The organism is uncultured Roseobacter sp., from assembly GCF_947491795.1.
In the GTDB taxonomy this organism is placed as follows: Bacteria; Pseudomonadota; Alphaproteobacteria; order Rhodobacterales; family Rhodobacteraceae; genus Roseobacter.
The window spans coordinates 276,123-300,043 of record NZ_CANLKW010000003.1; the positions used below are offsets into that span (position 1 = coordinate 276,123).

Annotated in this window: 23 protein-coding genes; 8 read left to right on the forward strand and 15 right to left on the reverse strand. The window is 60.0% G+C overall.

Annotated features, from left to right (window positions below; translation table 11 throughout):
* The 5 genes from Q1A34_RS13220 to Q1A34_RS13240 all read right to left on the reverse strand — a co-directional run bounded on the left by Q1A34_RS13220 (window position 1) and on the right by Q1A34_RS13240 (window position 6,228).
* Entirely contained in the window at window positions 1-1,236 is a 1,236-nt protein-coding gene (locus tag Q1A34_RS13220) for a FliM/FliN family flagellar motor C-terminal domain-containing protein (protein ID WP_300034775.1), read from the reverse strand.
* A gap of 124 nt (window positions 1,237-1,360) precedes the next feature.
* On the reverse strand, window positions 1,361-4,054 hold the full coding sequence (locus tag Q1A34_RS13225) for an ATP-binding protein (RefSeq protein ID WP_300034778.1): 2,694 nt from the start codon (window positions 4,052-4,054) through the stop codon (window positions 1,361-1,363).
* Window positions 4,051-4,338, reverse strand: a complete 288-nt coding sequence (locus Q1A34_RS13230; protein WP_300034781.1) for a hypothetical protein — start codon at window positions 4,336-4,338, stop codon at window positions 4,051-4,053. The genes Q1A34_RS13225 and Q1A34_RS13230 overlap by 4 nt, the downstream gene beginning before the upstream one ends.
* Before the next feature lie 4 nt (window positions 4,339-4,342).
* A complete protein-coding gene (locus Q1A34_RS13235) occupies window positions 4,343-4,726 on the reverse strand; it encodes a response regulator (RefSeq protein ID WP_300034784.1) in 384 nt (127 codons plus the stop codon).
* Between the two features lie 206 nt (window positions 4,727-4,932).
* Entirely contained in the window at window positions 4,933-6,228 is a 1,296-nt protein-coding gene (locus Q1A34_RS13240) for a short-chain fatty acyl-CoA regulator family protein (RefSeq protein WP_300034786.1), read from the reverse strand.
* A gap of 234 nt (window positions 6,229-6,462) precedes the next feature.
* Between Q1A34_RS13240 and Q1A34_RS13245 the strand changes: the two genes are divergently transcribed.
* From Q1A34_RS13245 to Q1A34_RS13265, 5 genes are all read left to right on the forward strand, one after another.
* Window positions 6,463-7,812 carry a substrate-binding protein gene (locus tag Q1A34_RS13245; RefSeq protein ID WP_298836844.1) on the forward strand — a complete coding sequence of 450 codons (1,350 nt, stop codon included), beginning with the start codon at window positions 6,463-6,465 and terminating at the stop codon, window positions 7,810-7,812.
* A 96-nt stretch (window positions 7,813-7,908) separates the two neighbouring features.
* Complete coding sequence (locus Q1A34_RS13250; protein ID WP_300034789.1) at window positions 7,909-8,940, forward strand: branched-chain amino acid ABC transporter permease; 1,032 nt, start codon at window positions 7,909-7,911, stop codon at window positions 8,938-8,940.
* Between the two features lie 3 nt (window positions 8,941-8,943).
* Entirely contained in the window at window positions 8,944-10,143 is a 1,200-nt protein-coding gene (locus tag Q1A34_RS13255; RefSeq protein ID WP_300034792.1) for a branched-chain amino acid ABC transporter permease, read from the forward strand.
* Between the two features lie 12 nt (window positions 10,144-10,155).
* Window positions 10,156-10,920, forward strand: coding sequence for an ABC transporter ATP-binding protein (locus Q1A34_RS13260; RefSeq protein WP_300034795.1), 765 nt, complete (start codon window positions 10,156-10,158; stop codon window positions 10,918-10,920).
* 12 nt (window positions 10,921-10,932) lie between these two features.
* A complete protein-coding gene (locus tag Q1A34_RS13265) occupies window positions 10,933-11,688 on the forward strand; it encodes an ABC transporter ATP-binding protein (protein WP_300034798.1) in 756 nt (251 codons plus the stop codon).
* A 4-nt stretch (window positions 11,689-11,692) separates the two neighbouring features.
* On the opposite strand, the gene Q1A34_RS13270 is transcribed toward Q1A34_RS13265, so the two are convergent.
* The 7 genes from Q1A34_RS13270 to Q1A34_RS13300 all read right to left on the reverse strand — a co-directional run bounded on the left by Q1A34_RS13270 (window position 11,693) and on the right by Q1A34_RS13300 (window position 20,049).
* Window positions 11,693-13,030, reverse strand: a complete 1,338-nt coding sequence (locus Q1A34_RS13270; RefSeq protein WP_300034801.1) for an FAD-binding oxidoreductase — start codon at window positions 13,028-13,030, stop codon at window positions 11,693-11,695.
* A 2-nt stretch (window positions 13,031-13,032) separates the two neighbouring features.
* Window positions 13,033-14,583, reverse strand: a complete 1,551-nt coding sequence (locus tag Q1A34_RS13275; protein WP_300034804.1) for a trimethylamine methyltransferase family protein — start codon at window positions 14,581-14,583, stop codon at window positions 13,033-13,035.
* Entirely contained in the window at window positions 14,580-15,344 is a 765-nt protein-coding gene (locus Q1A34_RS13280) for an NAD(P)-binding domain-containing protein (protein WP_300034807.1), read from the reverse strand. The genes Q1A34_RS13275 and Q1A34_RS13280 overlap by 4 nt, the downstream gene beginning before the upstream one ends.
* Complete coding sequence (locus Q1A34_RS13285; protein WP_300034810.1) at window positions 15,341-16,813, reverse strand: aldehyde dehydrogenase; 1,473 nt, start codon at window positions 16,811-16,813, stop codon at window positions 15,341-15,343. Before Q1A34_RS13285 ends, Q1A34_RS13280 begins: the two co-directional genes overlap by 4 nt.
* The gene (locus Q1A34_RS13290) at window positions 16,810-17,718 is read right to left on the reverse strand and encodes a dihydrodipicolinate synthase family protein (RefSeq protein WP_300034813.1); all 909 of its coding nucleotides are present in this window, start codon (window positions 17,716-17,718) and stop codon (window positions 16,810-16,812) included. The genes Q1A34_RS13285 and Q1A34_RS13290 overlap by 4 nt, the downstream gene beginning before the upstream one ends.
* The gene (locus Q1A34_RS13295; protein WP_300034816.1) at window positions 17,708-18,409 is read right to left on the reverse strand and encodes a GntR family transcriptional regulator; all 702 of its coding nucleotides are present in this window, start codon (window positions 18,407-18,409) and stop codon (window positions 17,708-17,710) included. The genes Q1A34_RS13290 and Q1A34_RS13295 overlap by 11 nt, the downstream gene beginning before the upstream one ends.
* Before the next feature lie 134 nt (window positions 18,410-18,543).
* Entirely contained in the window at window positions 18,544-20,049 is a 1,506-nt protein-coding gene (locus Q1A34_RS13300) for an AMP-binding protein (RefSeq protein ID WP_300034819.1), read from the reverse strand.
* Window positions 20,050-20,192: 143 nt separating this feature from the next.
* Here Q1A34_RS13300 and accB point away from each other — a divergent pair, with 143 nt between their 5' ends.
* Genes accB through aat form a run of 3 tightly spaced genes read left to right on the forward strand, consistent with a single transcriptional unit; the run spans window position 20,193 to window position 22,694 of the window.
* Window positions 20,193-20,684 carry an acetyl-CoA carboxylase biotin carboxyl carrier protein gene (accB, locus tag Q1A34_RS13305; protein WP_300034822.1) on the forward strand — a complete coding sequence of 164 codons (492 nt, stop codon included), beginning with the start codon at window positions 20,193-20,195 and terminating at the stop codon, window positions 20,682-20,684.
* Window positions 20,685-20,696: 12 nt separating this feature from the next.
* Window positions 20,697-22,049 (forward strand): acetyl-CoA carboxylase biotin carboxylase subunit, encoded by a 1,353-nt coding sequence (gene accC, locus Q1A34_RS13310; RefSeq protein ID WP_300034825.1) that lies wholly within the window; start codon window positions 20,697-20,699, stop codon window positions 22,047-22,049.
* A 12-nt stretch (window positions 22,050-22,061) separates the two neighbouring features.
* The gene (gene aat / locus Q1A34_RS13315) at window positions 22,062-22,694 is read left to right on the forward strand and encodes a leucyl/phenylalanyl-tRNA--protein transferase (protein ID WP_300034828.1); all 633 of its coding nucleotides are present in this window, start codon (window positions 22,062-22,064) and stop codon (window positions 22,692-22,694) included.
* Here the strand turns inward: aat and Q1A34_RS13320 are convergent.
* The 3 genes from Q1A34_RS13320 to Q1A34_RS13330 are packed head-to-tail and all read right to left on the reverse strand — an operon-like array spanning window position 22,658 to window position 23,851.
* On the reverse strand, window positions 22,658-23,017 hold the full coding sequence (locus Q1A34_RS13320; RefSeq protein ID WP_300034831.1) for a DUF2155 domain-containing protein: 360 nt from the start codon (window positions 23,015-23,017) through the stop codon (window positions 22,658-22,660). The genes aat and Q1A34_RS13320 overlap by 37 nt on opposite strands.
* Complete coding sequence (gene mlaD, locus Q1A34_RS13325; protein WP_300034834.1) at window positions 23,014-23,460, reverse strand: outer membrane lipid asymmetry maintenance protein MlaD; 447 nt, start codon at window positions 23,458-23,460, stop codon at window positions 23,014-23,016. The genes Q1A34_RS13320 and mlaD overlap by 4 nt, the downstream gene beginning before the upstream one ends.
* 7 nt (window positions 23,461-23,467) lie before the next feature.
* Window positions 23,468-23,851, reverse strand: coding sequence for an NADH:ubiquinone oxidoreductase subunit NDUFA12 (locus tag Q1A34_RS13330; RefSeq protein WP_300034837.1), 384 nt, complete (start codon window positions 23,849-23,851; stop codon window positions 23,468-23,470).
* Window positions 23,852-23,921: the final 70 nt, after the last annotated feature.

Below are 23,921 nucleotides of genomic sequence, written 5' to 3' on the forward strand. Positions count from 1 at the left end.
CTACGCCGTGTTGAGGCTTGGCAGATCCTCAAGTTCGGGCAGATCATCCAGCTCCGGCAGATCTCCCAGATCTGGCAGGTCCGGCAGTTGCCCGGCATCGCTTTCCGCGCCGGAGCTGTCCGCCAGATCCGGGAGATCCGGCAGGTCGGGAAGATCCGGAAGATCGGGCAGCCCGTCTGGTGAAGCTTCTGAGAAATCTGTGTCCGGCGAAAGCTCGATGTCTGGCAAATCGGGTAAATCCGGCAGATCATCCGACATCGGCGAAATGTCGGGCATACCGCTGTCCACCATATCGCGCGGCGCCGGCATTCCCATTGCCGCCATATCGACCGGCGCATTCTCGCCCTGTTTTGCCTCTTTGTTACCCGGCATCTGCTGTTGCAGCTGAAGAGCCCTGAAACCGTCAATCTGGCCCATGGCGCCCTTTGCAATGACTTTGCCCTGGGCTGTCACCAGAGACACCCGGTCGAACGCATCCACCGGTATCGACAGCGTATCGCCGACGGCAAGTGCGCTGACCCGGGAAAGAGGCAGGCGTTGCCTTGCGAGAACGGCGGACAGGTCCGCTTCCAGTTCCATGACCGAGTTCTCAAGTGTTACGGGAGGCGCGGGAACAGTACTTTCCCCCTCCTGCTGCGGCGCTGCCGATTCTTTGTTTTTCTCGGGAGCAGGGATCAGAAGGACAATCGGGGCCTGACCTGTACCTGCGGCAATATCCACCGTCAGGCGCAGCACGGCATATTCGCCCCCCTCAAGAGCGAGATCAAAGAGACGCGCGTTTTCGGCGCGCGCGCCAAAGCGGAAGGCCCGGATCAGCTGGCGGTCTTCGGGCATCTCGACGATATCATGACACCGCTGAAACAGTGTATTTATCAGGGGTGCACACAGGGCCGCATCCGTCGCGGTCGGACGCCGACTGAAATCGTCCGGCAGTGCAGAGACCCGGCCCGTGGTCTGTTGCTGCACCAGCGCATGCACCAGACCCATTCCCAGCGAGATTCCCGCTGTTGATCCGTCCGGACCGTCGAGCAGGATGAGCATGCTTTCTTCTTCCACAAGCTCCTGCAGGCTGTCGCCTTCGAAACGGTCCTGGGAAATGGCAATCACGGCCAGCGCCAGATCAAAAATATTGTCTGCGACCTTTGCCATACAGACGCGCATAGCCTTTGGCACGGTCATAGCCCGCGCCTGATGTTCCTGTTTTCCTGCCTGCGCCTTGCGCTGCAAAACTGACATCTGTGGCCCTTATCCAACGTACCGGACGGCTGAACACGGACCGGCACCTCTGTCTGTGGGAGTAAAGGTGAATGGTTACCATTGCCTTTAAAAAACAACAGAAACCGCGTGTTAAAGTGGTGTTTTACTGTGCGGCAAGCGCCAGTGTCTGCGGCATCATCACCCGAAAGGCCGTGCCGCCGGAATCGTCAAGATAGGACACATCGCCCCCAAGACGCACCATAATTTCGCGACAGATTGCCAGGCCCAGGCCCGCCCCGTTGCTGTCCTGCGCCCCGATCCGGCTGAACTTCTCGAACATCATCTCGCGGGCCTCATCAGGAATGCCGTTGCCATTGTCGCGAAAATCAATAACCACAGTTTCGCCGTGACGGGCGGCCTCAATCCGCAATTCCGGCGTCTCTGACGCGCAGTATTTCTGGGCGTTTGTGATCAGATTAATGAACACCTGTGCCAGCCTGTCGAGATCCGTGTTCAGGGTAATCGTCTCGTCCAGACGCCTGCGGTGTATGGTAATTTCGCGCGCCTCGCTGGCCTGTGCGGTTGCGATGGCCTGGTCCAGCAGGTCACCCAGATTGCCGCTCTGACGGTTCAGCGTCACCTGTCCGTTTTCCAGGACAGACAGATCCAGCAGATCATCCAGCAGACGGGTCAGACGTATAGCTTCGGTATTGATAATACTGGCATATTTGGTCTTTTCCAGCGGGCGCAGCCCATCGGTGTCCCGCAAAATCTCGGAGAACGCGCGGATAGAGGTCATGGGTGTGCGCAGCTCGTGGCTGATCTGGCTGAGAAAGGCATCTTTCTGCAGACTGATCTGGGTCAGCTTCTCGTTGGCGCGGCGCAGCTCTCCGGCTGTGCGGCTCAGCTCGCGGGACTTTGCTTCCAGCTGACTGGAATATTCCAGCATCTGCGCGGATTCGTCGGCCACAGCCATCAGATCCTGTACCGATACGGCGGTGCCGCCCACAATCTGCCCGATCATCGCATGGGCCGTCGCAGCACCCACGGAGCCCGCGAGCTCTCTCTCCAGACGTTGCAGAAAATCCGGTGTTGGTTCAGGCAGATGCCCGGGCATCCCCTGCGCGCGCGTCTGGGTTTCAAACAGATGACGTGCCTCCTCCGCTCCCAGAATACGCTGCGCCATGATCAGCAGATCTTCGCTTTCAGCAAAGGAAGCATGCCATCCTCTTGCCTGCCCCGAATGATCAAAAACATTTACGAACTGCGCACCCTGCAGTCTTTCCAGAGGCAAAGGAAAGCTGATCAGCGAAAAGACAGCAAACCCGAGGACGTTCAGCGACAGGCTCCAGAATACTGCATGCACTGTCGGATCAAGGCCCGCGATGCCAAACAGCGCCTGCGGATTCAGCCACCCGATCCCCCACAGGCCCGACGCGAATGTTTCAGCAGAGAAGACAACGCCCGGACCAAAGCTGGGAAGCAGCATCGTAAACATCCAGACGGAAAACCCGATCGCCAGCCCTGCAAGAGCCCCGACCCGCGTGGCGCCGCGCCAGAAAAGACCGCCCAGCATCGCCGGTAGAAACTGTGCCACACCGGCAAAGGAAATCAGCCCGATGGCCGCCAGTGCCCCGGAGCCGCCCGAGGCCTGAAAATAGATGTAGCCCAGGCCAATGATGCCCAGAATCGACAGTCGCCGGGACAGGATGACCACATCGCGCACATCGCCTGACTGCGTCGCCCCGCCCTGCCGCAGATACAGGAACACGGGCATAACCACGTGGTTGGACACCATGGTCGAGAGCGCGAGTGTGGCCACGATCACCATGGAGGTGGCCGAAGAGAACCCGCCCAGAAAACTCAGCATCGCGAGCCCCTCGCGCCCCTCACTCAGGGGCAGGCTCAGCACGAAAAAGTCAGGATTGGACCCGGCGGGAAGCACCTCGAGGCCGATCACCGCGATAGGCACAACGAACAGGCTCATCAGCATAAGATAAAGCGGAAAGGCCCAGCTTGCGACCTGCAGATGGCGCTCATCATCATTTTCGACCACCATGACCTGAAACATCCGTGGCAGGCACAGAAAGGCCGTTGCAGACAGCAGCGTCAGCGTCGCCCAGCGACTGCCGTCCGTCTGCCAGGTGCCAAGCGCCGAGGCATCTATCCGCGCCATAGTCGCCGAAAGCCCGCCGGCAACGCCCCAGACAACAAAGACCCCGACCGCCAGAAGTGCGATCAGTTTAACAACCGCCTCTACCGCCACCGCGATGACCACACCGTGGTGGCGCTCATTGGCATTCAGGTTTCTGGTCCCGAAAAGCACCGTAAACAGCGCAAGCCCGATGGCGATCCACAGCCCGCCCGCGCGCGAGGTTTCAGGGTCCGGCACGCCCCCGGTTTCCGCGGAGGAAAAGATCGACAGAGACAGCGCAACCGATTGCAGCTGCAGTGCGATGTAGGGCGTCACACCGATCACCGCCATGATCGTCACCACAATCGCCAGTGTGTTGGACTTGCCATAGCGCGAGGAGATCAGATCAGCGACAGACGTCACTTTGTGACTGCGCCCGATCCGCACCAGCCGCCTGAGGATCCACCACCATCCGATAATGACCAGGCTCGGGCCAAGATAGATGGTCACATATTCCAGCCCGGACCGCGCCGCGTTGCCGACCGCACCGTAAAATGTCCAGGCGGTGCAGTAGATCGACAGGGACAGCGTATACACCAGCGGCGAGCGCAGCAGCCAGTCCGCCCGCCCCCTGACCCCCGCGCGTTCGGCTGCAAAAGCAACGCCGAAAAGCAGTGCCACATAGGCCATGCAGACGGCGATCAGGACGTTGAGCGACGTCACTGCGGGTCCTCGTCTTCGCTTTTATCTTCTCCGGGCATCCGGCCCATACGCCGCACCAGAAAAGCGCCGGCGCAGATAAGCGCCAGCCAGACCCCAAACACATAGTAAAGCGCATGAGACATCGGCATGCCGCCGCCCGTTGAGCCCGCATCCGTCGGCCAGAGCAGCGGGATCATCCACAGAACCGCGCCCAGAACCGCAAGAAGCCGCACCGCATCCGTAACCCGCCGCTGGCGATAGCTTCCACGCTGCAGAAACAATGGGGACTGGCCACGGTCTGCCATCTGCTCAGCTCTGCTGACGGTGCAGACACAGCATGTCACGCACGGCGTTCAGCACCTCAGTATTGGAAAACGGTTTGGTCATAAAACGGCTGACCCCGGCCTTTTCGGCCATTTCCCGGTCACGGCTCTGACCGCGCGCTGTCAGCATCAGCACCGGCAGATCCGCAGTCTGCTCGTGTGCGCGCAGCTCTTCCAGTATATCAAACCCGTTTTTGCCGGGCAGCATCACATCAAGGATCACAATATCGGGTTTCAGGTCACGGATGACCTCGGCCGCATCCGTCCCGTTTGAATGTGTATCCACCTCCCAGCCTTCGCGGCTCAGCAGGAAGCGGATGGCCTCGATGATATTTGTCTCATCCTCGACCAGCAGCAAATGGTGTGACATGATCCCCTCCTCACGGGAAGCGCGCCGCGGGCCTCTCCCTGACCGAACTGCGATGCGCCGTATTTGAGTATTGTCGGATTCCACAGGGCAAGTCAAAACCGGACAGCATGCAAAACATACCCATCCGGCCCTAGTTGTTTGGCGCAGCTAACCACCGGCTGCATCAGATCATGCAGGTCCTTGCCGAACACCCCAACAGGGCATCATCATAACCCGTCACGCAGGATAGAAGGCTCGCGCCTGCCCGGGCAGGAAACACGCGGACAGACCCGACAGGTACTCCCAACCTCGGACACAGATTGCTCTGGGACTTCGGGGCTGGCAGCGGGCAGGATCAGCATACTGGCCTGCAGCAACGGGGGCACATTGTACTGCGGGTGCCCGGTAATTTCAGAGATGGCAAAACACTCGAATGCAGCACGCCCCCTGCCAAGCTGTACCACAGGAGTACGGATGACCTGCCCCGGCTGAGCGAGCGCCTGGAACAGAGGCCAGAGCACGCAGGCCGGAGCAAAGCGCGGGATGACGAACTGCCCGACCGGTTTGCGAAAAAGAATGCTGCCCGCCCTGTCACAGACCACAAGACCGCATTTCGGGTCCTGCAGGCTGGCCATACGCCGCATCACAGCCGCGACCGGCACGTCAAGTAACGCCGCAAGGCGCACGGGGTCCGGTCCGGTTGTGTCCACAGCTGCGCCGAGCGCATCAATGCTGACCAGTGCCGCATCATCCCGCATCCTGGTGAGCACCGCGAGGGCAAGCTCGCGTGCGGCCTGTGTGCGCAGACCAGTGGCTGCTTTCAGGACGTCCTCAGGTGCTGTTCCGCCTTCCTCAAAATCCTGAAAAAACCAGTTGTTCTCGCTCAGAAAGGCATCGACTTCGTCTTGGGGGCTGGAGGCCGCGTCCTCTGCGCCCTGCCCGGCCTCAAAATATTCGACCAGGGATTTTGAACTGTCCGCCAGACGGCGGCTGTCTTCATTCAGGTTCGCATGGAACCTGTCACGCCACTGATCTTCCAGATCTTTTTCGTCCGCGAGGATCGAGGCCGTGGAGCGAATTGCAGCGGCGGTGGAGAGCAGTTCATGCACAGATGCCGCCAGCAGCGGGTCGTGCGTCAGACGGTCGTTGAGCGTTTCCACTGTGCGTTCCAGAGTGGCAATCCGGCGATGACTGGCCGCCAGAACCTCTGCCCAGCCGGGAAAGCGGCCTGCAAGCTCGTCGGCCCGCTCGATCTCGGAGGACGGCAGGTTAGCGCCCGTCGCCGCCTCGCGCAGCGTTGCGATAAGTGCGGCCTCTGCCCCCTCGGTCAGCATCGTGGGCTCCACGCCGAGGGTCTTTGCAATGTCCAGCAGCAGTTTGCCGCCGATTCTGCGCCGGTTGTGCTCGATCAGGTTCAGGTAGGAGGCTGATATCCCCAGAGCCCGCGCCAGATCGGCCTGGCGCATTCCCGCAACCGACCGCCGCTCCCGGATCCGGCTGCCCGTAAGGCCTTCGCGTGGCATGTGAACACCTCCCGTAATTCAGCGCGATATCAACAGGTTTCTGCGTTGCAACAACACTTAATTTACATAAACCATGGTGTGATTGTAGATTTATTTACAAAATAATTGTGCATTTCAAGGGACTTGTTGCGCAATTTTCACTTCACACGCCATAAGTTATCTGCACCTGTGTGCCTCATGTTGCTTAGGGAGGAGTCCCAGGGCGGCCTGATTTTATCAACTGGGAGGATATTCATGTCCAATTCGAAACTCACACGTCGTGGTCTGATCAAGACCGGCGCTGTGGCCGGTGCTGCCGGTCTGACGCTGCCGACGTATCTGCGTGCGGACGGCCACGCCGGCTTTACCAACGCACCTACAGGCGACACCGTGACACTCGGCTTTAACGTGCCGCAGTCCGGTCCCTATGCCGACGAGGGCGCAGACGAGCTGCGCGCCTACGAGCTGGCGGTCGAGCACCTGAACGGTGGCGGCGACGGCGGCATGATGAATACTTTCTCGTCCAAAGCGCTCAAAGGCAACGGCATCCTCGGCAAGAAAGTCGAATATGTCACCGGTGACACGCAGACGAAATCCGACGCGGCGCGCGCATCTGCCCGCTCCATGATCGAAAAAGACGGCGCGGTGATGATCACCGGTGGTTCGTCCTCTGGTGTGGCTGTTGCTGTTCAGGCGCTCTGCCAGGAAGCCGGCGTCATCTTCATGGCCGGTCTGACACACTCCAACGACACAACCGGCAAGGACCGCAAGGCCAACGGTTTCCGTCACTTCTTCAACTCCTACATGTCCGGTGCCGCTCTCGCGCCCGTTCTGGCGGCAAATTACGGCACAGACCGTAAAGCATACCACCTGACGGCGGACTACAACTGGGGCTACACCACAGAAGAAGCGGTGAAATCCTCGACCGAAGCCATGGGCTGGGAAACAGTCGCCGCTGTGAAAACACCGCTGACGCAAACTGACTTCTCGTCCTATATCGCCCCTGTTCTGCAGTCCGGCGCGGATACGCTGGTTCTGAACCACTACGGTGGTAACATGGTGAACTCGCTGACAAACGCGGTTCAGTTCGGTCTGCGTGACAAGCAGGTCAACGGCAAAGACTTCCAGATCATCGTTCCGCTCTACTCCCGCCTGATGGCGAAGGGTGCGGGTGCCAACGTTAAAGGCATCTTCGGTTCGACAAACTGGCACTGGTCGCTGCAGGACGAAGGCAGCCAGGCATTCGTCAAATCCTTTGGCACCAAGTACGGCTTCCCGCCAAGCCAGGCTGCACATACATGCTACGTGCAGGCGCTGCTTTATGCGGATGCGGTCGAACGTGCCGGCTCCTTCAACCCCTGTGCGGTTGTGGAAGCTCTGGAAGACTTCGAGTTCGACGGTATGGGCAACGGCAAGACGCTCTATCGCGGCGACGACCACCAGTGCTTCAAAGACGTGCTGGTTGTGAAGGGTAAAGAGAACCCGACATCCGAGTTCGACCTTCTCGAAATCGTCGAAGTCACACCGGTCGCTCAGGTCACATACGAGCCGGACCACCCGCAGTTTGCAGGCGGCAACCTGGGAACATGCAACCCGGGCGCATAAGCCTCTGAGAGCTGACAACAGTGCCGGGCGGAGTTCCTTCGCCCGGCTTCTCCCCAGGCGCGACTGTGCCTGAACACGCATCCTGAAGGTGGGACCATGGACGCAATCATCCTGCAAGTTCTGAACGGCCTCGACAAAGGATCAGCCTATGCGCTGATCGCTCTGGGTCTGACACTGATTTTCGGCACCCTCGGGGTTGTCAACTTTGCCCATGGGGCGCTCTTTATGATCGGCGCATTCTGTGCGGTGACGCTGAGCCGTATCCTGACGCTCAGCCATACGATCATCGACGATACAAAAAAAGACTTCCTGGGCAACCCGCTCAAGGTGGAAGTGCCTTATATCTATGATATTTTCGGGCAGACCACCGGTGATGCGATCATCGACTGGGCCGTCCCGCTGTCGATCCTCTTCTCGATCCCCGTCATGGTTGGCATCGGTTTTGCGATGGAGCGCGGCCTGATCAAACACTTCTACAAGCGCCCGCACGCGGACCAGATCCTCGTGACTTTCGGCCTTGCGATCGTTCTGCAGGAGATCATCAAGTATTTCTACGGTGCAAACCCGATCCCCACCCCTGCACCCGAGGCCTTTACCGGCTCGTTCGATTTCGGCGCAATGCTGGGCTTTGATCCGAACACGATCATCTATCCTTACTGGCGTCTCGTCTACTTTGCCTTCTCGGCCATTATCATCGGTGCTGTCTTTGCCTTCCTGCAGTTCACCACCTTCGGGATGGTGGTCCGGGCGGGCATGGCGGATCGCGAAACCGTGGGCCTGCTGGGCATCAATATCGACAAGCGCTTTACCATCATGTTCGGCATCGCCGCCGCTGTCGCGGGCCTTGCGGGCGTGATGTACGCACCGATCAACTCTCCGAACTACCATATGGGCATGGACTTTCTGGTTCTCAGCTTTGTGGTGGTCGTTGTCGGCGGCATGGGCTCGCTCTCGGGCGCTGTTCTGGCCGGCTTCCTGCTGGGTATTCTGGAAAGCTTCGCGTCTATGGGCGCGGTTCTCGAGATCCTGCCCGGCATCAACCAGATCATCATCTATCTGGTGGCCATCATCATCTTGCTTACCCGTCCACGTGGTCTCATGGGCCGCAAAGGCGTGATGGAGGAATAAGACATGTTCGGACTGACAAAACGCGACACAAAGCTGCTGATCATCGTAGCAATCCTTGCAATCTTTGCACCTTTCATCCTGAACCCCTTCCCCGAAGGCTCAGCAATGGCTCAGTTCAACGGCGGGTATCCCGACCTGATGCAGCGCCTTGTGATCTTTGGTATCTTTGCCATCGGCTTTAACATCCTCTTTGGCCTGACGGGCTATCTCAGCTTTGGTCACGCGGCCTTTCTGGGTGTGGGTTCCTATGCCGCCATCTGGATGATGAAACTGCTGACGATGAACGTCATCCCGGCGATCATGATCTCGGTCATCGTTGCGGGCCTCTTCTCGCTGCTGGTGGGCTGGATCTCGCTGCGCCGCTCGGGCATCTACTTCTCAATCCTGACACTGGCCTTTGCGCAGATGTCCTATTCGCTGGCCTATTCGGTGCTGACGCCGATCACGGGCGGTGAAACGGGCCTGCAGCCAAAGGTGGACGATCCGCGCATCCTCGACGGTGCACTTGAGGCCGGCCAAAGCCCCCGCGCGAACCTCTTCGGGCTGGAAATGGGGTCGAGCTATGAGCTGAACCTCGGGTCCTGGGTGTTCACGTTCAACGCAGGTTACTACATCGCGGCGGTTGTGATGCTGCTGGCCTTCTATCTGTCGATCCGCATCTTCCGGTCGCCCTTTGGCATGATGCTTAGGGCGGTGAAATCCAATCAGCAGCGCCTGAACTATACCGGCCTGAACTCAAAACCCTACACGCTGGCGGCCTTCGTGATCTCTGGCATGTATGCGGGTCTTGCGGGCGGTCTGCTGGTGGCCATGGACACACAGGTGGGCGCGGAACGGATGTTCTGGACCGCTTCTGGCGAGGTCGTTCTGATGACCATCCTCGGCGGTGCCGGAACGCTCATCGGCCCGGTTCTGGGTGCGGGCTTCATCAAGTACATGGAAAACATCATCTCCAAGATCAACAAATCGATCCTGGAACAGTGGTTTGCCTTTATGCCCGACGGGATGGAAGATTTCTTTATCACCATCGTCTACCCCTTCATCGGCAAGGGCTGGCACCTGACGCTGGGTCTGATGTTCATGATGGTCGTGATCTTCCTGCCAGGTGGCCTGGTGCAGGGTGGTCAGAAAATCGCTGGTCTTTTCCGCGGCAAGAAAGCGTCTGACGACGCAGCCGACGGCAAAACCACACCTGCAGAATAAGGAGACGACGTTATGGGTATTCTTGAAGTCAAAAACGTCGGCAAACGCTTTGGCGGTCTGCAGGCTCTGGGCGATGTGAACCTCTCGGTTGCCGAAAACTCGGTCCATGCGATCATCGGGCCGAACGGTGCGGGTAAATCCACCCTGCTGAACTGCCTTGTGGGTAAGCTGATCCCCGACACCGGCTCCGTCAGCTTTGACGGCCAGTCGGTGCTGGGGCGCAAGCCTTATGAGATCAACCAGATGGGCATCAGCCGCGTGTTTCAGACACCTGAGATTTTCGGTGACCTGTCGGTGCTGGAGAACATGATGATCCCCTGCTTTGCCAAGCGCGATGGGGCGTTTGAGCTCAACGGGATTTCGTCTGTCTCCAGCCAGAAGGATATTCTGGAACGCGCTGAACATATGCTCGAGGACATGAATATGGCCGACAAGCGCCACATGACCGCAAGCTCCATGTCCCGTGGCGACAAGCGTCGCCTTGAGATCGGCATGTGTCTCAGCCAGGAGCCCCGCCTGTTGCTGCTCGACGAACCCACGGCTGGTATGGCCCGTGCGGATACCAACAACACCATCGACTTGCTGAAACAGATCAGCGACGAGCGCGACATCACCATCGCGATCATTGAACACGACATGCATGTGGTGTTCAGCCTGGCAGAGCGCATCACCGTGCTGGCCCAGGGCACGCCCCTGGTCGAGGACACGCCCGACAATATCAAAGGTCACCCCAAGGTGCGCGAAGCCTATCTGGGCGAAACCCAGACAGCGGCGTAAGGAGTATTTCAGATGAACGTCAAACCCGACTTCTCCAAAAACGCCAACCACGCAGCAACGGCCCCGGCCTTTCTGTCGGTCTGGGACATGCATGCCTACTACGGCGAAAGCTATATCGTGCAGGGCATCAGCTTTAACGTGCACGAAGGCGAAATCCTGGCCCTGCTTGGCCGGAATGGTGCGGGAAAAACCTCCACCCTGCGGGCCATTGCGCGCCTTGCAGATCCGGAGGTCAGACATGGCGAGATCTGGCTGGACCACCAGCCGCTGCACAAGATGAGCAGCTATCAGGCCAGTCAGGCCGGTCTGGGCCTCGTGCCTGAGGACCGCCGCATCATCGCCGGTCTGACGGTTGAGGAAAACCTCAAGCTTGCGCAGATTGCGCCGCCCATCGGATGGTCTCTGGACCGGGTCTATGATCTCTTCCCGCGTCTGCGGGAGCGCCGCAACCAGGAGGGTGTGACCCTTTCGGGCGGCGAGCAGCAGATGCTGGCCATTGCCCGTGCGCTCTGCCGCGACATCAAGGTTCTGCTGCTTGACGAGCCCTATGAGGGTCTGGCGCCGGTCATTGTGGACGAGATCGAAAAAACACTGCGGATCATCAAGGATCAGGGGATCACCACGATCCTGGTTGAACAGAACGCCGTAAGGGCCCTGCAACTGGCAGACCGCGCGGTGATCATGGACACCGGCGGTATCGTCTTTGATGGCAGCGCCGCCGAGGTGCTGGAGAACAAAGAACTGCGCGAAGAATACCTCGCCATCTGATCCGTCAGAGCTCAGCGCCCGCGCGCCATTCGCCCCAGCGTAACCGCGCAGTGGCACCCGCACGGGCGATCATATCAGGCGGCAACTTCTTTGGGGCTGCCGCTTTTTTCATGCGCGACCAGGCCTCTGAGATCACCCCGTTTGCGGCTTCAGCGGCAATCATGCCCGCCAGAGTACCCTTGGCCGTGCCCAGACCGTTCTGACAACAGGCCGTCCAGAGCCCCGGCTCCAGCTCGCCCACCACCTGGACGTTGTTGCGGCTGAGGCAGAGCCGTCCGCCCCAGCGGTACTCCATCCCGACGCCTTTCAGCATCGGGAACCTGGCTGCAAAGGACCGGTCGTGATCGCGCCCCGCCGACGCAACACGGCCATCGGGCACCTCCATTGATGGGTCAAAAGTGAAACGGTTCCGTATGACAATACGGTCCCCGCCGGTGCCGGATATGCGCCGCACCGTGGTGCCCAGCGGGTCCGCCGGTGTTAGCCCCCAGTTTTCGTTACCCCCCAGCCTCGCGCATTCCTCACGGGTCAGTCGCCGGGTCATTGAAGCGTAGGTGAAAACATGCATCAGTTGTCCGGCCATATGCCCGAAACTCTGCAAATGGCCGTTCACAGCCAGTATGACCTTTGGCGCCGTTACCTGTCCGGACGGCGTTTCCGCAATCCAGTCGCCCGCGCGCTTCAGCGATGTCACGGGGCTGTTTTCAAAAAGCGACACCCTGTTTGATGCCAGCCCGGCAGCGAGGGACCGCACAAAAAGCGCGGGCTGCACCACGGCAGCGCCAGGCGTAAACAAACCGCTGGTGTAATAGCCGGTGCCCGTAATTTCGCGCATCCGGTCCGCATCCAGCATCTCGAAGGGTTCGTTCATCGCGCTCAGATGACGTGCGAAATCCTGGTTATGCGCATCTCCGCGCGGGCTCGCCGCACCGTTGATTTTTCCCGTTTTCGAAAAGGCCTCAGCAGTCATTCCAAAGGTGCGCGCCATTTCCTCTGCAAACCCGACACCCCGCCGGTTATCTGCCGTCTGAGCCAGGTCGGCAGCCAGAGCACCGCCATAATTGTCTGACGCCAGATCATGCGGCAGGTCGATCATAAAACCGGAATTCCGCCCGGCAGGCCCCTGCCCGACCCGTGTTGCCTCCAGCACGGCGACGCGGTCGCCCGGGCACAACTGCGCCAGGCGGTACGCGGCCGCAAGCCCTGCAAAACCAGCGCCGATCACCAGCCAGTCTGCGGTGATGCGGGCCTCCAGCGACACCGGCGCGGGGGCTGCGGGCAACAGCGCATTCCAGCCCGCCGGGCCGGGATCTTTTGGCAGCCGGGCGACACGACCCGCCACGATCAGAATTCCTGGTTCAGCGCATCCGCCGCCGGTATCTCGTGTTCGCGCCGGGCAATGTAGTCGCGCAGCGCCTCATCGACACCGCTATCCAGCTTTGGCTCTTCGTATTCGTTCAGCATGTCACGGCAGCGTTGCAGGGCGCGTTCGTTGATCTCTATGCCCCCTTCGGCCTGCCATTGCTCGATGGAGTTATTGTCGAACATTTCCGGCATAAAGAACGCTCGCTGGAAATTTTCCAGTGTGTGCGGGTGCCCCAGGTAGTGCCCGCCCGGGCCGACGTCACGCACCGCGGCCAGGCCTGCATCGAAATCATCCCACCGGATGCCTTCGGCCATCCGATACCCCATCGCGCACATTTCGGCATCCACCATGAATTTCGCCATGGAACAGTGCATCCCGGCTTCGTTCCAACCTGCCGAATGCCACATATAGTTCGCGCCGGCCATCAACACGGCATTGAGGGTCATGGCACTTTCATAGCCCGCCTGTGCATCGAATGTTTTAGCACCGCCCAGCGTGTTTGACGTCCGCCAGGGCACACCGTAAAACCGCGCCATCTGCCCGATCATAAAGTTCATCAGACTGATTTCGGGTGTTCCCGCCATCGGCGCGCCCGATTTCATACTGACCGTACTCAGATAATGGCCGTAGATTGCGGGCGTTCCCTTGCGGATCACCTGGGTATAGGCGAGAGCACTCAGCGCCTCTGCGTTCAGCTGTGCCACCGCGGGTGCGACAGAGGCCGGTGTATTGGCTCCTCCCAGCACAAAAGGAGAGCACAGGACCGGCTGGTTGCGCCGCGCAAAAGCCCGCAAGGCCCCCAGCATGGTCTCGTCCCAGACAAGGGGGCTGTTGCCGTTGCAGTTTCCCGTACATACGGGATGCGTTTCCATAAATTCTGCGCCGAACAGAATGGCACACATCTCCATCACATCCTCGGCGTTTCTGGGGCTGGTGGTCATGCCCATGAATGTCTTGTCGGAATGTTTCATCGACGAATAGGTGATGCGCAGATGCCGCTGGCTGATCGGGTGATCATAGGGCTCGACAATGTGATGCGCCGACGAATGCATGCTGGGCAGCATATGGCTTAGCTTGTGAAAGTTCGCCAGATCTTCCAGCATCGGATTACGGCGTTTGTCGTCGAGATCCCGCAGATAGGGCGCGCCGGTCATCGGCACAAAAATCCCATGGTCTGCACCAAAGGGAAGGTTTTTCTGCGGATCGCGGGCGTGGTACGTAAAGGTTTCCGGAATTGTCGCGATCAGTTCGCGCACCAGGCCACGGTCCAGGTGCACCCGCTCACCCCGCACGTCGGCCCCGGCGCGTTTCCAGTCCGCCAGCGCGATATCATCGCGGAAAACAACGCCGACATCCTCAAGAATGCCCATAGAGGCGTCGTCAATCCGCGCGATCTGGCCTGCATCCATCGGCTCAGTCAGAGGCAACCGCCGCCTGAGCGCGGGGAGCATGGTCACGTTGCGCGTTTCACGCACCTTTCTGCGTGCCCCCCGTCCACGGCGGACGGTTCCAACGGCATCGACACTCACTGTGCTGTCTCCATGCTGGCTCTGATCCGGCTCAGCAATGCGGGCAAACCATCAAATGCCCCCGCGCCTTCCAGCCCTTCCACCATCTGGCGGTTCAGCGTACCAGGCGTGGCAAGCGCGCGCTTTTCGGCATCAAGCCGCCCTTGCTGCGCAAAATCACCATGCCAGAGAAACCCGCCCGCAAGTCCCGATGTATAAACCTCTGCGGCGGCCCGCTCCCCTGTAGTCTCGCCCAGCCATCCGGCAGCCGACCCCAGCAGCCCCAGAACACCCGAGACCAGGGATGAAGCCGCAAAATAGGCGGAAAGGTCCGCTTCATCGGACAGCGGAATAACGGCGTTGGTCCCGCCAAAAAGCTGCTGCACCGCGCCGGGATCCCCAGCGACAGGCAGCGGGCAGCCGCCGAACTCGATAAACCCATAGGGAATGGTCGAGCAGACAGTGGCGGCAGGCGCGCTGGTTTCGCGCAGGTCTGACAGTGTCACGCCCGCCATAACGGAAATAATCCGGTGGCGTGCGTCCCAGCTCAGGTCTTGCACCACGGATTGCCAGACATCAGGCCTCAGACAGAGAAAGACGATGTCGCTTTCATCAGCCACCTGCTGGTTCAGGCCGACCCGGATGCCAAGCCCGGCCTCGGAAAGACCGCGCGCGGTGTCTGAATTGCGCTCAGAGACGATCACTTCATGCCCGTCCCGCGCCAGGGCACGCGCCATCGGCGCTGCGATATGGCCGGTACCGATGAACCCGACGCGGCTCATCCCACGTTGTCCCCGTCTGCAGGATCGGTGAGGTCAATCCAGATGGTTTTCAGCTCCGTATACTGATCATGGGCGTGAACCCCGTTGTCACGCCCTCCGAAACCGGATTGCTTGTATCCGCCAAACGGCGTCGACATATCGCCCTCGCCATAGCAGTTGACTGTGACGGTTCCCGCCCGGATGTCCCGGGCCGCGCGGATAGCCCGGCGGGTGCTGGCGGTGAAAACACTGGCCGTCAGCCCGTAGTCGGTATCATTGGCGAGAGCGATTGCGGCTTCGTTCGTCGCGACGGTCATGACACAGAGGACGGGGCCAAAAATCTCCTCCCGGGCGGCCTTGTCCTGCGGGTCGACCTCCAGCACCTGCGGGGTCACATAGGGGCCGGTGTCTTTGCTGCCCAGATAGCCACGCACCTTCCTGCAGTGATCGGCATCAATCAGCGCACCGATATGGTTTGCCGGATCGAGCGGATCGCCGGTTTTCCAGTCCCGTAACCGCGCGTTTATCCGCTCCATCAGGGGCTCTTTCACATCACGGTGTACGATCAGCCGGGACGCCGCAGAACAGTTCTGACCAGCATTCCAGAATGCTGCATTGACGACGTGCCCGGCAACATGATCGAGGTTTTCTGCGTCTGACAGGACCACGGCCGGGTTTTTGCCACCACATTCCAGCACAACTTTTTTCAGGTTGCTGTCGGCGGAATAGTGCAGGAAACGGCGGCCCGTTTCGGTCGAACCGGTAAAGCTGACCATGTCAACGCCCCCGTGCCGGCCCAGCGGCTCTCCCACCGCGGGGCCATCTCCGGGCAGAACCTGCAGCACACCGCGCGGAACACCCGCCATATGTGCCAGTTCCGCGATACGCAGGGCGGTCAGCGAGGTCTGTTCGGCTGGCTTGACAATTACCGAACATCCCGCCGCCAGCGCAGGGCCGATTTTCCAGGCCAGCATCATCAGCGGAAAGTTCCACGGCAGCACGGTGGCAACAACACCGACAGGCTCACGTACAATCATTGAAATTGCATCGTCACCCGCAGGCCCCGCCTGATCATAGATTTTATCGATCGCCTCGGCATGCCATTTCAGGCAATGGATCGTTTCAGGAATATCTGTCAGTTCGCAGTCGCGCACGGGTTTGCCGGAATCGATGCTTTCCATCACTGCCAGTTCGCGTCGTCGGCGCGTGATGAGTTTGCAAAGTCGGATGAGGACATCTTTGCGATTTGCAGGATGCAGCCGCGACCAGTGCCCCTGATCGAAGGCCTCGCGCGCTTTGCGGACGGCCAGGTCAATATCCTCGCCCCCAGCTGTGGAAATCTTCCCAAACTCCTGTCCGGTTGCCGGATTGATTGTGGGCATATCCGGGCCTGTGCCACGGCGGAACCTGCCATCAATGAAAGGCGACAGAGGCAGGTCCAGGTCCCGGGCAATCGCCTCGTATTCGGCTTTCGTCAGCAGATCTGTCATGTCGATGCTCCTTCAATTGCAGCAATTGCCGTGTTCATCGTCCGGATGACTTCCTCAAGTTCGCGCTTTTCGTCTTTGTTGAGCGGTTGCAGAGGTTTGCGCGGCGGTCCTGCATCAATTCCCCGCGTGCTCAACCCGTGTTTGATACATTGAATAAAGGTGCCGCCCTGCTCCAGAACCCGCATCAACGGCATCATGGCCGACATAATGGCACGTCCTTTGGTGAAATCACCCTCCAGCGCACAGGCGCGGTACAGAGCGATATGTGCTTCGGGCGCAAAATTGGATCCTGCGCATACCCAGCTGCGCGCACCCCAGGCAAAAAACTCCAGAGCCTGGTCGTCCATTCCGCAGCTCAGAGCGATGTGTGGATAGTCCCGGGCCAGCATATGCAGCCGGTCCGGTTCCCCCGAACTCTCTTTAATTGCGCGGAAATTCGGGCTGCGCCCCAACCGGTCGAGGCATTCCGGGCCCATATTGACGCTCATCCTGCCGGGGTAATTGTAGAGCATCACAGGCAGATTTGCAGCGCGATCCACGGCAAGGCAGTGCAGTGCGATCTCGCGGTCATTCGGGTTGGCATAGGGCGGTGTCGCCACAAGTATGGCGTCCGCGCCCTTGTCGCGTGCAGCTTTGGCAAGCGCCACGCTGTCTTCTGTCCGCATGGCGCCGGTGCCAACGATCACTGGCACCCGGCCAGCAATCATTTCCCTGACGGTGTCGATCAGTTCAATCCGCTCGGGCATCGACTGAGCGTAGTATTCGCCGGTCGTTCCCGCTACAATAAGGCCGTGGACCCCAGCTTCAACCAAAAGATCAATAACGTCATGCAACTCTCTCTTTTTAATTGCATAAGCGTCATCATATGGCGTGACAACCGGCGTGTATATTCCCTCAAACTGCATCTTTTTCCTTTCGCGCCACCAGGTCTACAGGCAGCGGATCGGGGCGCACAAAACGCTCGATACTGTCCCGGGACAGATCCCAGTGCTGCAGTGTCAGTTCTATGGCGAGATCACCATCCCGGGCATCGATTGCACAGATCAATGCGTCGTGCTGCTCTGAAGCACGCGTGACAAGTGACGCTTCACGAGGGCCTGCAGGGCGGTAGAAGGTCTGGCTCAACCGGGTGTGATCAATGAGCAATCGGTTCAGGGCAGCGACCAGATAGGGGTTCTGCGCCATCTCGCCGATCAGCGCGTGGAACCTGTGATTGCAAAGTGCTGCAGCGGGCGCGTCCCCTTCTGATGTGCAGTTTGCAAACTCAGCCTGCGCTCTTTGCAAATCAGACAACTGCGCCCCTGTCCTGTTTTCTGCTGCCAGCCGGCTGATGTTGGCATAGACCATCGGTGCTGTCTGAAAAAACGTGCGCATTGTTGTCACGTCCATCGAGGCCACTTTGGCGCCTCTGTTCTCGCGTATCGACAGATACCCATCCCCGGCAAGACGCTGCAATATTTCCCGCAAGGGCGTGCGCGACAGACCGAAATGCGCGGCGAGCGAGGCTTCATCCAGCAGCATGCCCGGCTCCAGCTCCATCCGCAGAATGCGCAGCTTAAGCTCGTCGAGACAGGCCTCTTTTGATACCCGTGGCATGGCTTCTCCTTTGTATACAATATGTATACAAAAAGACTGTGCCATAGGTCTGTTTGCGACGTGTCCGCATTGCAAACTGCCGCTTTTCGCCCGATTTCATCGGATGTGCCCCGGTGCGTGCCGTTTCACGCCCTTTACCCTTTCCGGAGAATCGCTCTCAGATCCGTCTTGAGAACCTTGCCGTAGTTGTTCTTGGGCAGCTCCTGAACAAAGATGTAGTCCCTGGGTCGTTTAAACCGCGCGATACGAGCCAGGCAAAGGCGATCCAGCTGTGCGGGATCTGCATGTCCGACCACGAAAGCCACCACTTCCTCGCCCCACTCCGCATGCGGCCGCCCGACAACGGAAACCTCTTCAACGCCCGGGTCCGTCTGCAGAACCTCTTCCACCTCCCGGGGATAGACATTTGATCCGCCGGTAATGATCATATCGCGGGACCGGTCACGCATGGTGACATAGCCCGCGTCGTCTATAAACCCCATGTCGCCCGTCATCAGCCAGCCATTGCGCAGCGTGTCCGCCGTTGCCTTTGCGTTCTGCCAGTATCCGGGCATAACCGTATCCCCGCGCACCATGATTTCTCCATGTGAGCCCGGTGCAACCGGCATACCCTGCTGGTCCCCGATCCTGACCTCAACTGCGGCCTGGGCGCGACCGACCGACTGCAGCCGCGCAGCCCGGTCAGGGTGCGTGCGGTCCGCCACATCGTGACGCGACAGGGCCGTGATGCCCATCGGGCACTCCCCCTGTCCGTAAATCTGGACAAAAACCGGGCCAAATGTCTCTGTGGCCTCGATAATATCGGCGTTGTACATCGGCCCACCTGCATAAACGACCGTGCGCAGCCCCTCTCCGGACAGACCATGTGCACGGGCATGGCGGGTCATCCGCTGCACCATTGTCGGCGCGGCAAACATCTGAACACTGCCGAAATGCGCGCTCAGCGAAAAAATCTCAGCGGGGTCAAAACCGCCTGACAACGGACAGACATGCCGCGCCCCGACGCGCACATGCATCATGTTGTAAAGCCCTGCGCCATGGCTCATCGGCGCGGCATACAGCACAGCGTCGCCCGGCAGGACAGGATCGACATCCAGCGCGTAACACAGGCTCATGGCAAAGAGCATGCGGAAGGTGATCATCACGCCCTTGGGCCTGCCTGTGGTGCCGGATGTGTAAAAGAGCCAGGCCAGATCAGATGCGGCGCGGTCCGCAACCGCCATGAGAGGCCGGTGCGCTGTTACAGCCTCAAAAGCATCCTTTTCCGTATCGATGACCCTGCCAGACACACCTGCCTGGATCAAAGCCTCTGCCAGAGCACCGGAGCCAAAGGTGACGGCAGCACCGGCATCAGAGATAATGAATGCTGCTTCCTTGCCGTGCAGCTTGGAATTGATTGGCACAACCACCGCACCGGCACACCAGACGCCATAAAAGATGATCAGAAAATCGGGGCTGTTGCTCATGAACAGGGCAACGCGGTCACCGGGCTGCACGCCCTGCGCTTTCAGCCATCCCGCAACAGCCAGCGCACGCTGGAAAAAGGTCTGGTAGTCAGCCACACAGGTCTCGCCGGCAAAAAGAGCCGGTCTGTCGGGCGTCAGTGCCGCGGTTTGGGCCAGCCAGTTTGCAAGGTTCATCTGTTCCCCCCGTTTTTCGGCAAGGATACGGGCGGTACGGACCGGTGCAAGAGGCGGGTTTCCATGGCGTAACCCTTGGCCTATAACAGGCAGGCAGAAAGGGGCCGGGACAGACAAGGCCCGCCCAATGGTTGAGGACTTACATGACAAAGAAGAATCATGACGCGGACGTGGCCTTTATCCAGGCCCTGGCGGAATTGCTGCGGGAAAACGATCTGACCGAGCTTCAGGTCAAACGGGACTATGGCACCGATGACAGCCTGAATGTGCGGGTCAGCCGCCACATCCAGCAGGTCGCGGTTCAGGCCGCACCGGTGGCACAGGCGGCAGCACCTGCCCCGGCCGCCGCAGCGCCGGCAGCAGCAGCAGCGACGGCAGAAGCAGACGACCCGGCAGACCTGCCAGGCGCGGTGACATCGCCGATGGTCGGCACCGTCTACATGCAGGCCGAACCGGGTTCGGACCCCTTTATCAGTGTCGGTGCAAAAGTGGCCGAGGGCGACACACTGCTGATTGTCGAGGCGATGAAAACAATGAACCACATCCCGGCGCCGCGTTCCGGCACGATCCGGCGCATTGTCGTCGAGGATGGTGCCGCTGTTGAATTCGGCACACCTCTGGTCATCCTCGAATAGGAGGGTGCGCCCATGTTCAGTAAAATCCTGATTGCCAACCGCGGCGAAATTGCGCTGCGCGTTGTCCGGGCGGCGCGCGAGATGGGCGTGGCAACTGTTGCCGTGCATTCCACTGCGGACAGCGATGCGATGCATGTGCGGATGGCCGACGAATCCGTCTGTATTGGCCCGCCGGCGGGCACGCAGAGCTATCTGTCGGTGCCCGCGATCATCTCTGCCTGCGAGATCACCGGAGCAGAAGCCATTCACCCCGGCTATGGGTTTTTGTCCGAAAATGCCCAGTTTGTTCAGGTGGTTGAAGACCACGACCTGACATTCATCGGCCCGACGGCGGAGCACATCCGCATCATGGGCGATAAGATCACCGCCAAAGACACCATGAAAAAGCTCGGGGTGCCCTGTGTGCCCGGCTCTGAAGGAGGGGTTGCTACGCTTGAGGACGCAAAGCGCATCGGCGAAGAGATCGGCTATCCGGTAATCATCAAAGCCACAGCGGGCGGCGGCGGACGCGGCATGAAGGTTGCCCAGAATGCAGCAGGCATGGAAAAAGCGTTCATGACAGCGCGCGCCGAAGGCAAATCCAACTTTGGCAATGACGAAGTCTACATCGAGAAATATCTGACCACGCCCCGGCACATCGAAATTCAGGTGTTCGGCGACGGCAAGGGCCGTGCGGTGCATCTGGGGGAGCGTGACTGCTCGCTGCAACGCCGCCACCAGAAAGTCTTTGAAGAGGCGCCAGGCCCCGCAATCTCGCCCGAGGAACGCGCGGCCATCGGCAAAACCTGTGCCGAAGCGGTAGCGCGCATCAACTATATCGGCGCTGGCACGATCGAATTCCTGTACGAGAACGGCGAGTTCTATTTCATCGAGATGAACACGCGTCTGCAGGTGGAACACCCCGTGACCGAGGCCATTTTCGGTGTCGATCTGGTGCGGGAACAGATCCGCGTGGCATCCGGGATGGATATGTCCTTTGTGCAGGAGGACCTGAAAATCAATGGCCATGCCATTGAGGTTCGGATCAACGCGGAAAAGCTGCCCAACTTTGCGCCCTGCCCGGGTCGGATCACGCAGTATCATGCGCCGGGTGGCCTGGGCGTGCGGATGGATTCCGCGCTCTATGACGGCTACTCGATCCCGCCCTACTACGACAGCCTCATTGGCAAGCTGATTGTGCACGGTCGTGACCGCCCGGAAGCGCTGGCGCGGCTGAAACGCGCGCTGGGAGAGCTGATTGTGGATGGCGTGGACACCACCGTGCCGCTCTTTCATGCGCTGCTCGAAGAAGAAGCGGTGTTGTCAGGCGGGTACAATATTCACTGGCTGGAGCATTGGCTCGAGACCAATCTCGGCGGCGGCTGACGCGGGGCTGCGATGCAGCTGACGCCTGAACTTCTCATGCAGGGGTATGCATCGGGCATCTTTCCGATGGCCGAGCACCGTCACGACGATGAGGTTTTCTGGGTCGATCCGCGCCGCCGGGGCATTCTGCCGCTGGATGGGTTTCACATATCGCGTTCGCTGCGCCGCGACATGCGAAAGTCCGGCTTCACGGTTACCATCAATGAGGGTTTTGAGGCCGTGGTAGACGCCTGCGCCGACCGGCCGGATACCTGGATCAATGAGACGATCCGCGATCTCTATCTGGCTTTGCGGGAACGGGACCAGGCGCACTCGCTCGAAATCCGCGATGATGGCGCGCTGGTGGGCGGTGTTTATGGCGTGACACTGGGGGCCGCTTTCTTTGGCGAGAGCATGTTCTCGCGGCGCACGAATGCGTCAAAAATTGCACTGGCCTGTCTGATCGACCGTTTGCGCGACGGCGGATACCGGCTCTTTGACACACAGTTTCTCACGGCGCATCTGGCCTCGCTGGGCGCACAGGAGATTTCGCGCAAGCAGTACCGCGCGCTGTTGCGCACGGCAATCGAGCACAACGCCGACTTTCACGCAGCACCGGTTCGCAGCCTTCAGGAGGTTGTGCAGCGCATGACCCAGATGTCGTAACGTGCATGATCCATTGCAGAAAGTGCGGGGGTCGAGGCGATCATCCAGCCGGAAAACACCTCTGCGTCCCGGTTGGTATCGCGGATGCGCAGGGCTGCAAATGCGTCGCCCGCCGGGTTGCCCACAGGATAGCGGCAGGCGCTGAGTGAAATCTGCAGGGCCCCGAATGTGGCCGTTTCACCGACCGGCAGATCGATGTCGTAGACAAGGCCGTTGATCTTATCGAGGCCGCGCAAAATCACGCCCGGCGCATCGGTCGCGGCCTGCTGGGCGGAGACAGCCGTCCCCAGCAGCACTGCAGCACAGACCGCCGCCGTTTTCATTCGGACTGGCCGCCCACAAACTTGAGCAACAGGCTGATCAGACTGACGGCACCCTGAGTGTCTTCGATGGTGTCGCCCGGCTCGTAATAAAACGGGGAGCCACCTGGCACGATTTCCACAAAATTGCCGCCCAGAAGGCCTTCGGAGGAGATCACGATCGCGCTGTCATCGGGGATTTCGATCCCCTGCTGTACCAGCACTGTCGTGTCTGCACGGTATGTCTCGGGGTTCAGCGTGACCTCGGTGACAGAACCCACACGGACCCCGGCCAGACGCACCTCGGAGCCGACGCTGACGCCTTCCATGCTGCGGAAACTGGCTTCCAGCGGGTAGCCGGCAGAACCGCCGGAAAACCCGGAGACCTGGCCTGCATAAACCACAAAGGCAACGGCGGCGGCCAGTACGGCAGCCCCTGTCAGTACTTCGGTCGTATTCTCAGCCATGTGATGCTTACTCCGGCGTCCAGGCCTCGTAATCGCTGCGCGGCGCGGGATCACCCTTGCGGATCGATCCCTGAGGCGCGTAGGCGAGAGCCGTGCCTGTCAGATTTTCCTGATGCGGTTTTTCCCAGGATTTATGCGCCAGCGGCTTGTCCGTGGGCGGTGCATCCCAGGTGTGATGCAGCCAGCCGTGCCAGTCCGGGTCAACACGGCTGGCCTCGGCCTCGCCGTTATAGATCACCCAGCGGCGCGATTTGTCCTTGTTTTCATAGAAAATATTGCCCTGGCTGTCCTCTCCGACGCGGATGCCATGACGGGACGTCCAGAGCTGTGTGTTCAGCGTCTGGCCGTTCCACCAGGTCACGGCGCGCAGCAAGGTGTTCAGTATGCCCATGGGTTTGTCTCCGGTCGCACTGTTCCCCCACATATGGCCGATCACAGGGCAAAGGTCCAGCGTGATGCGG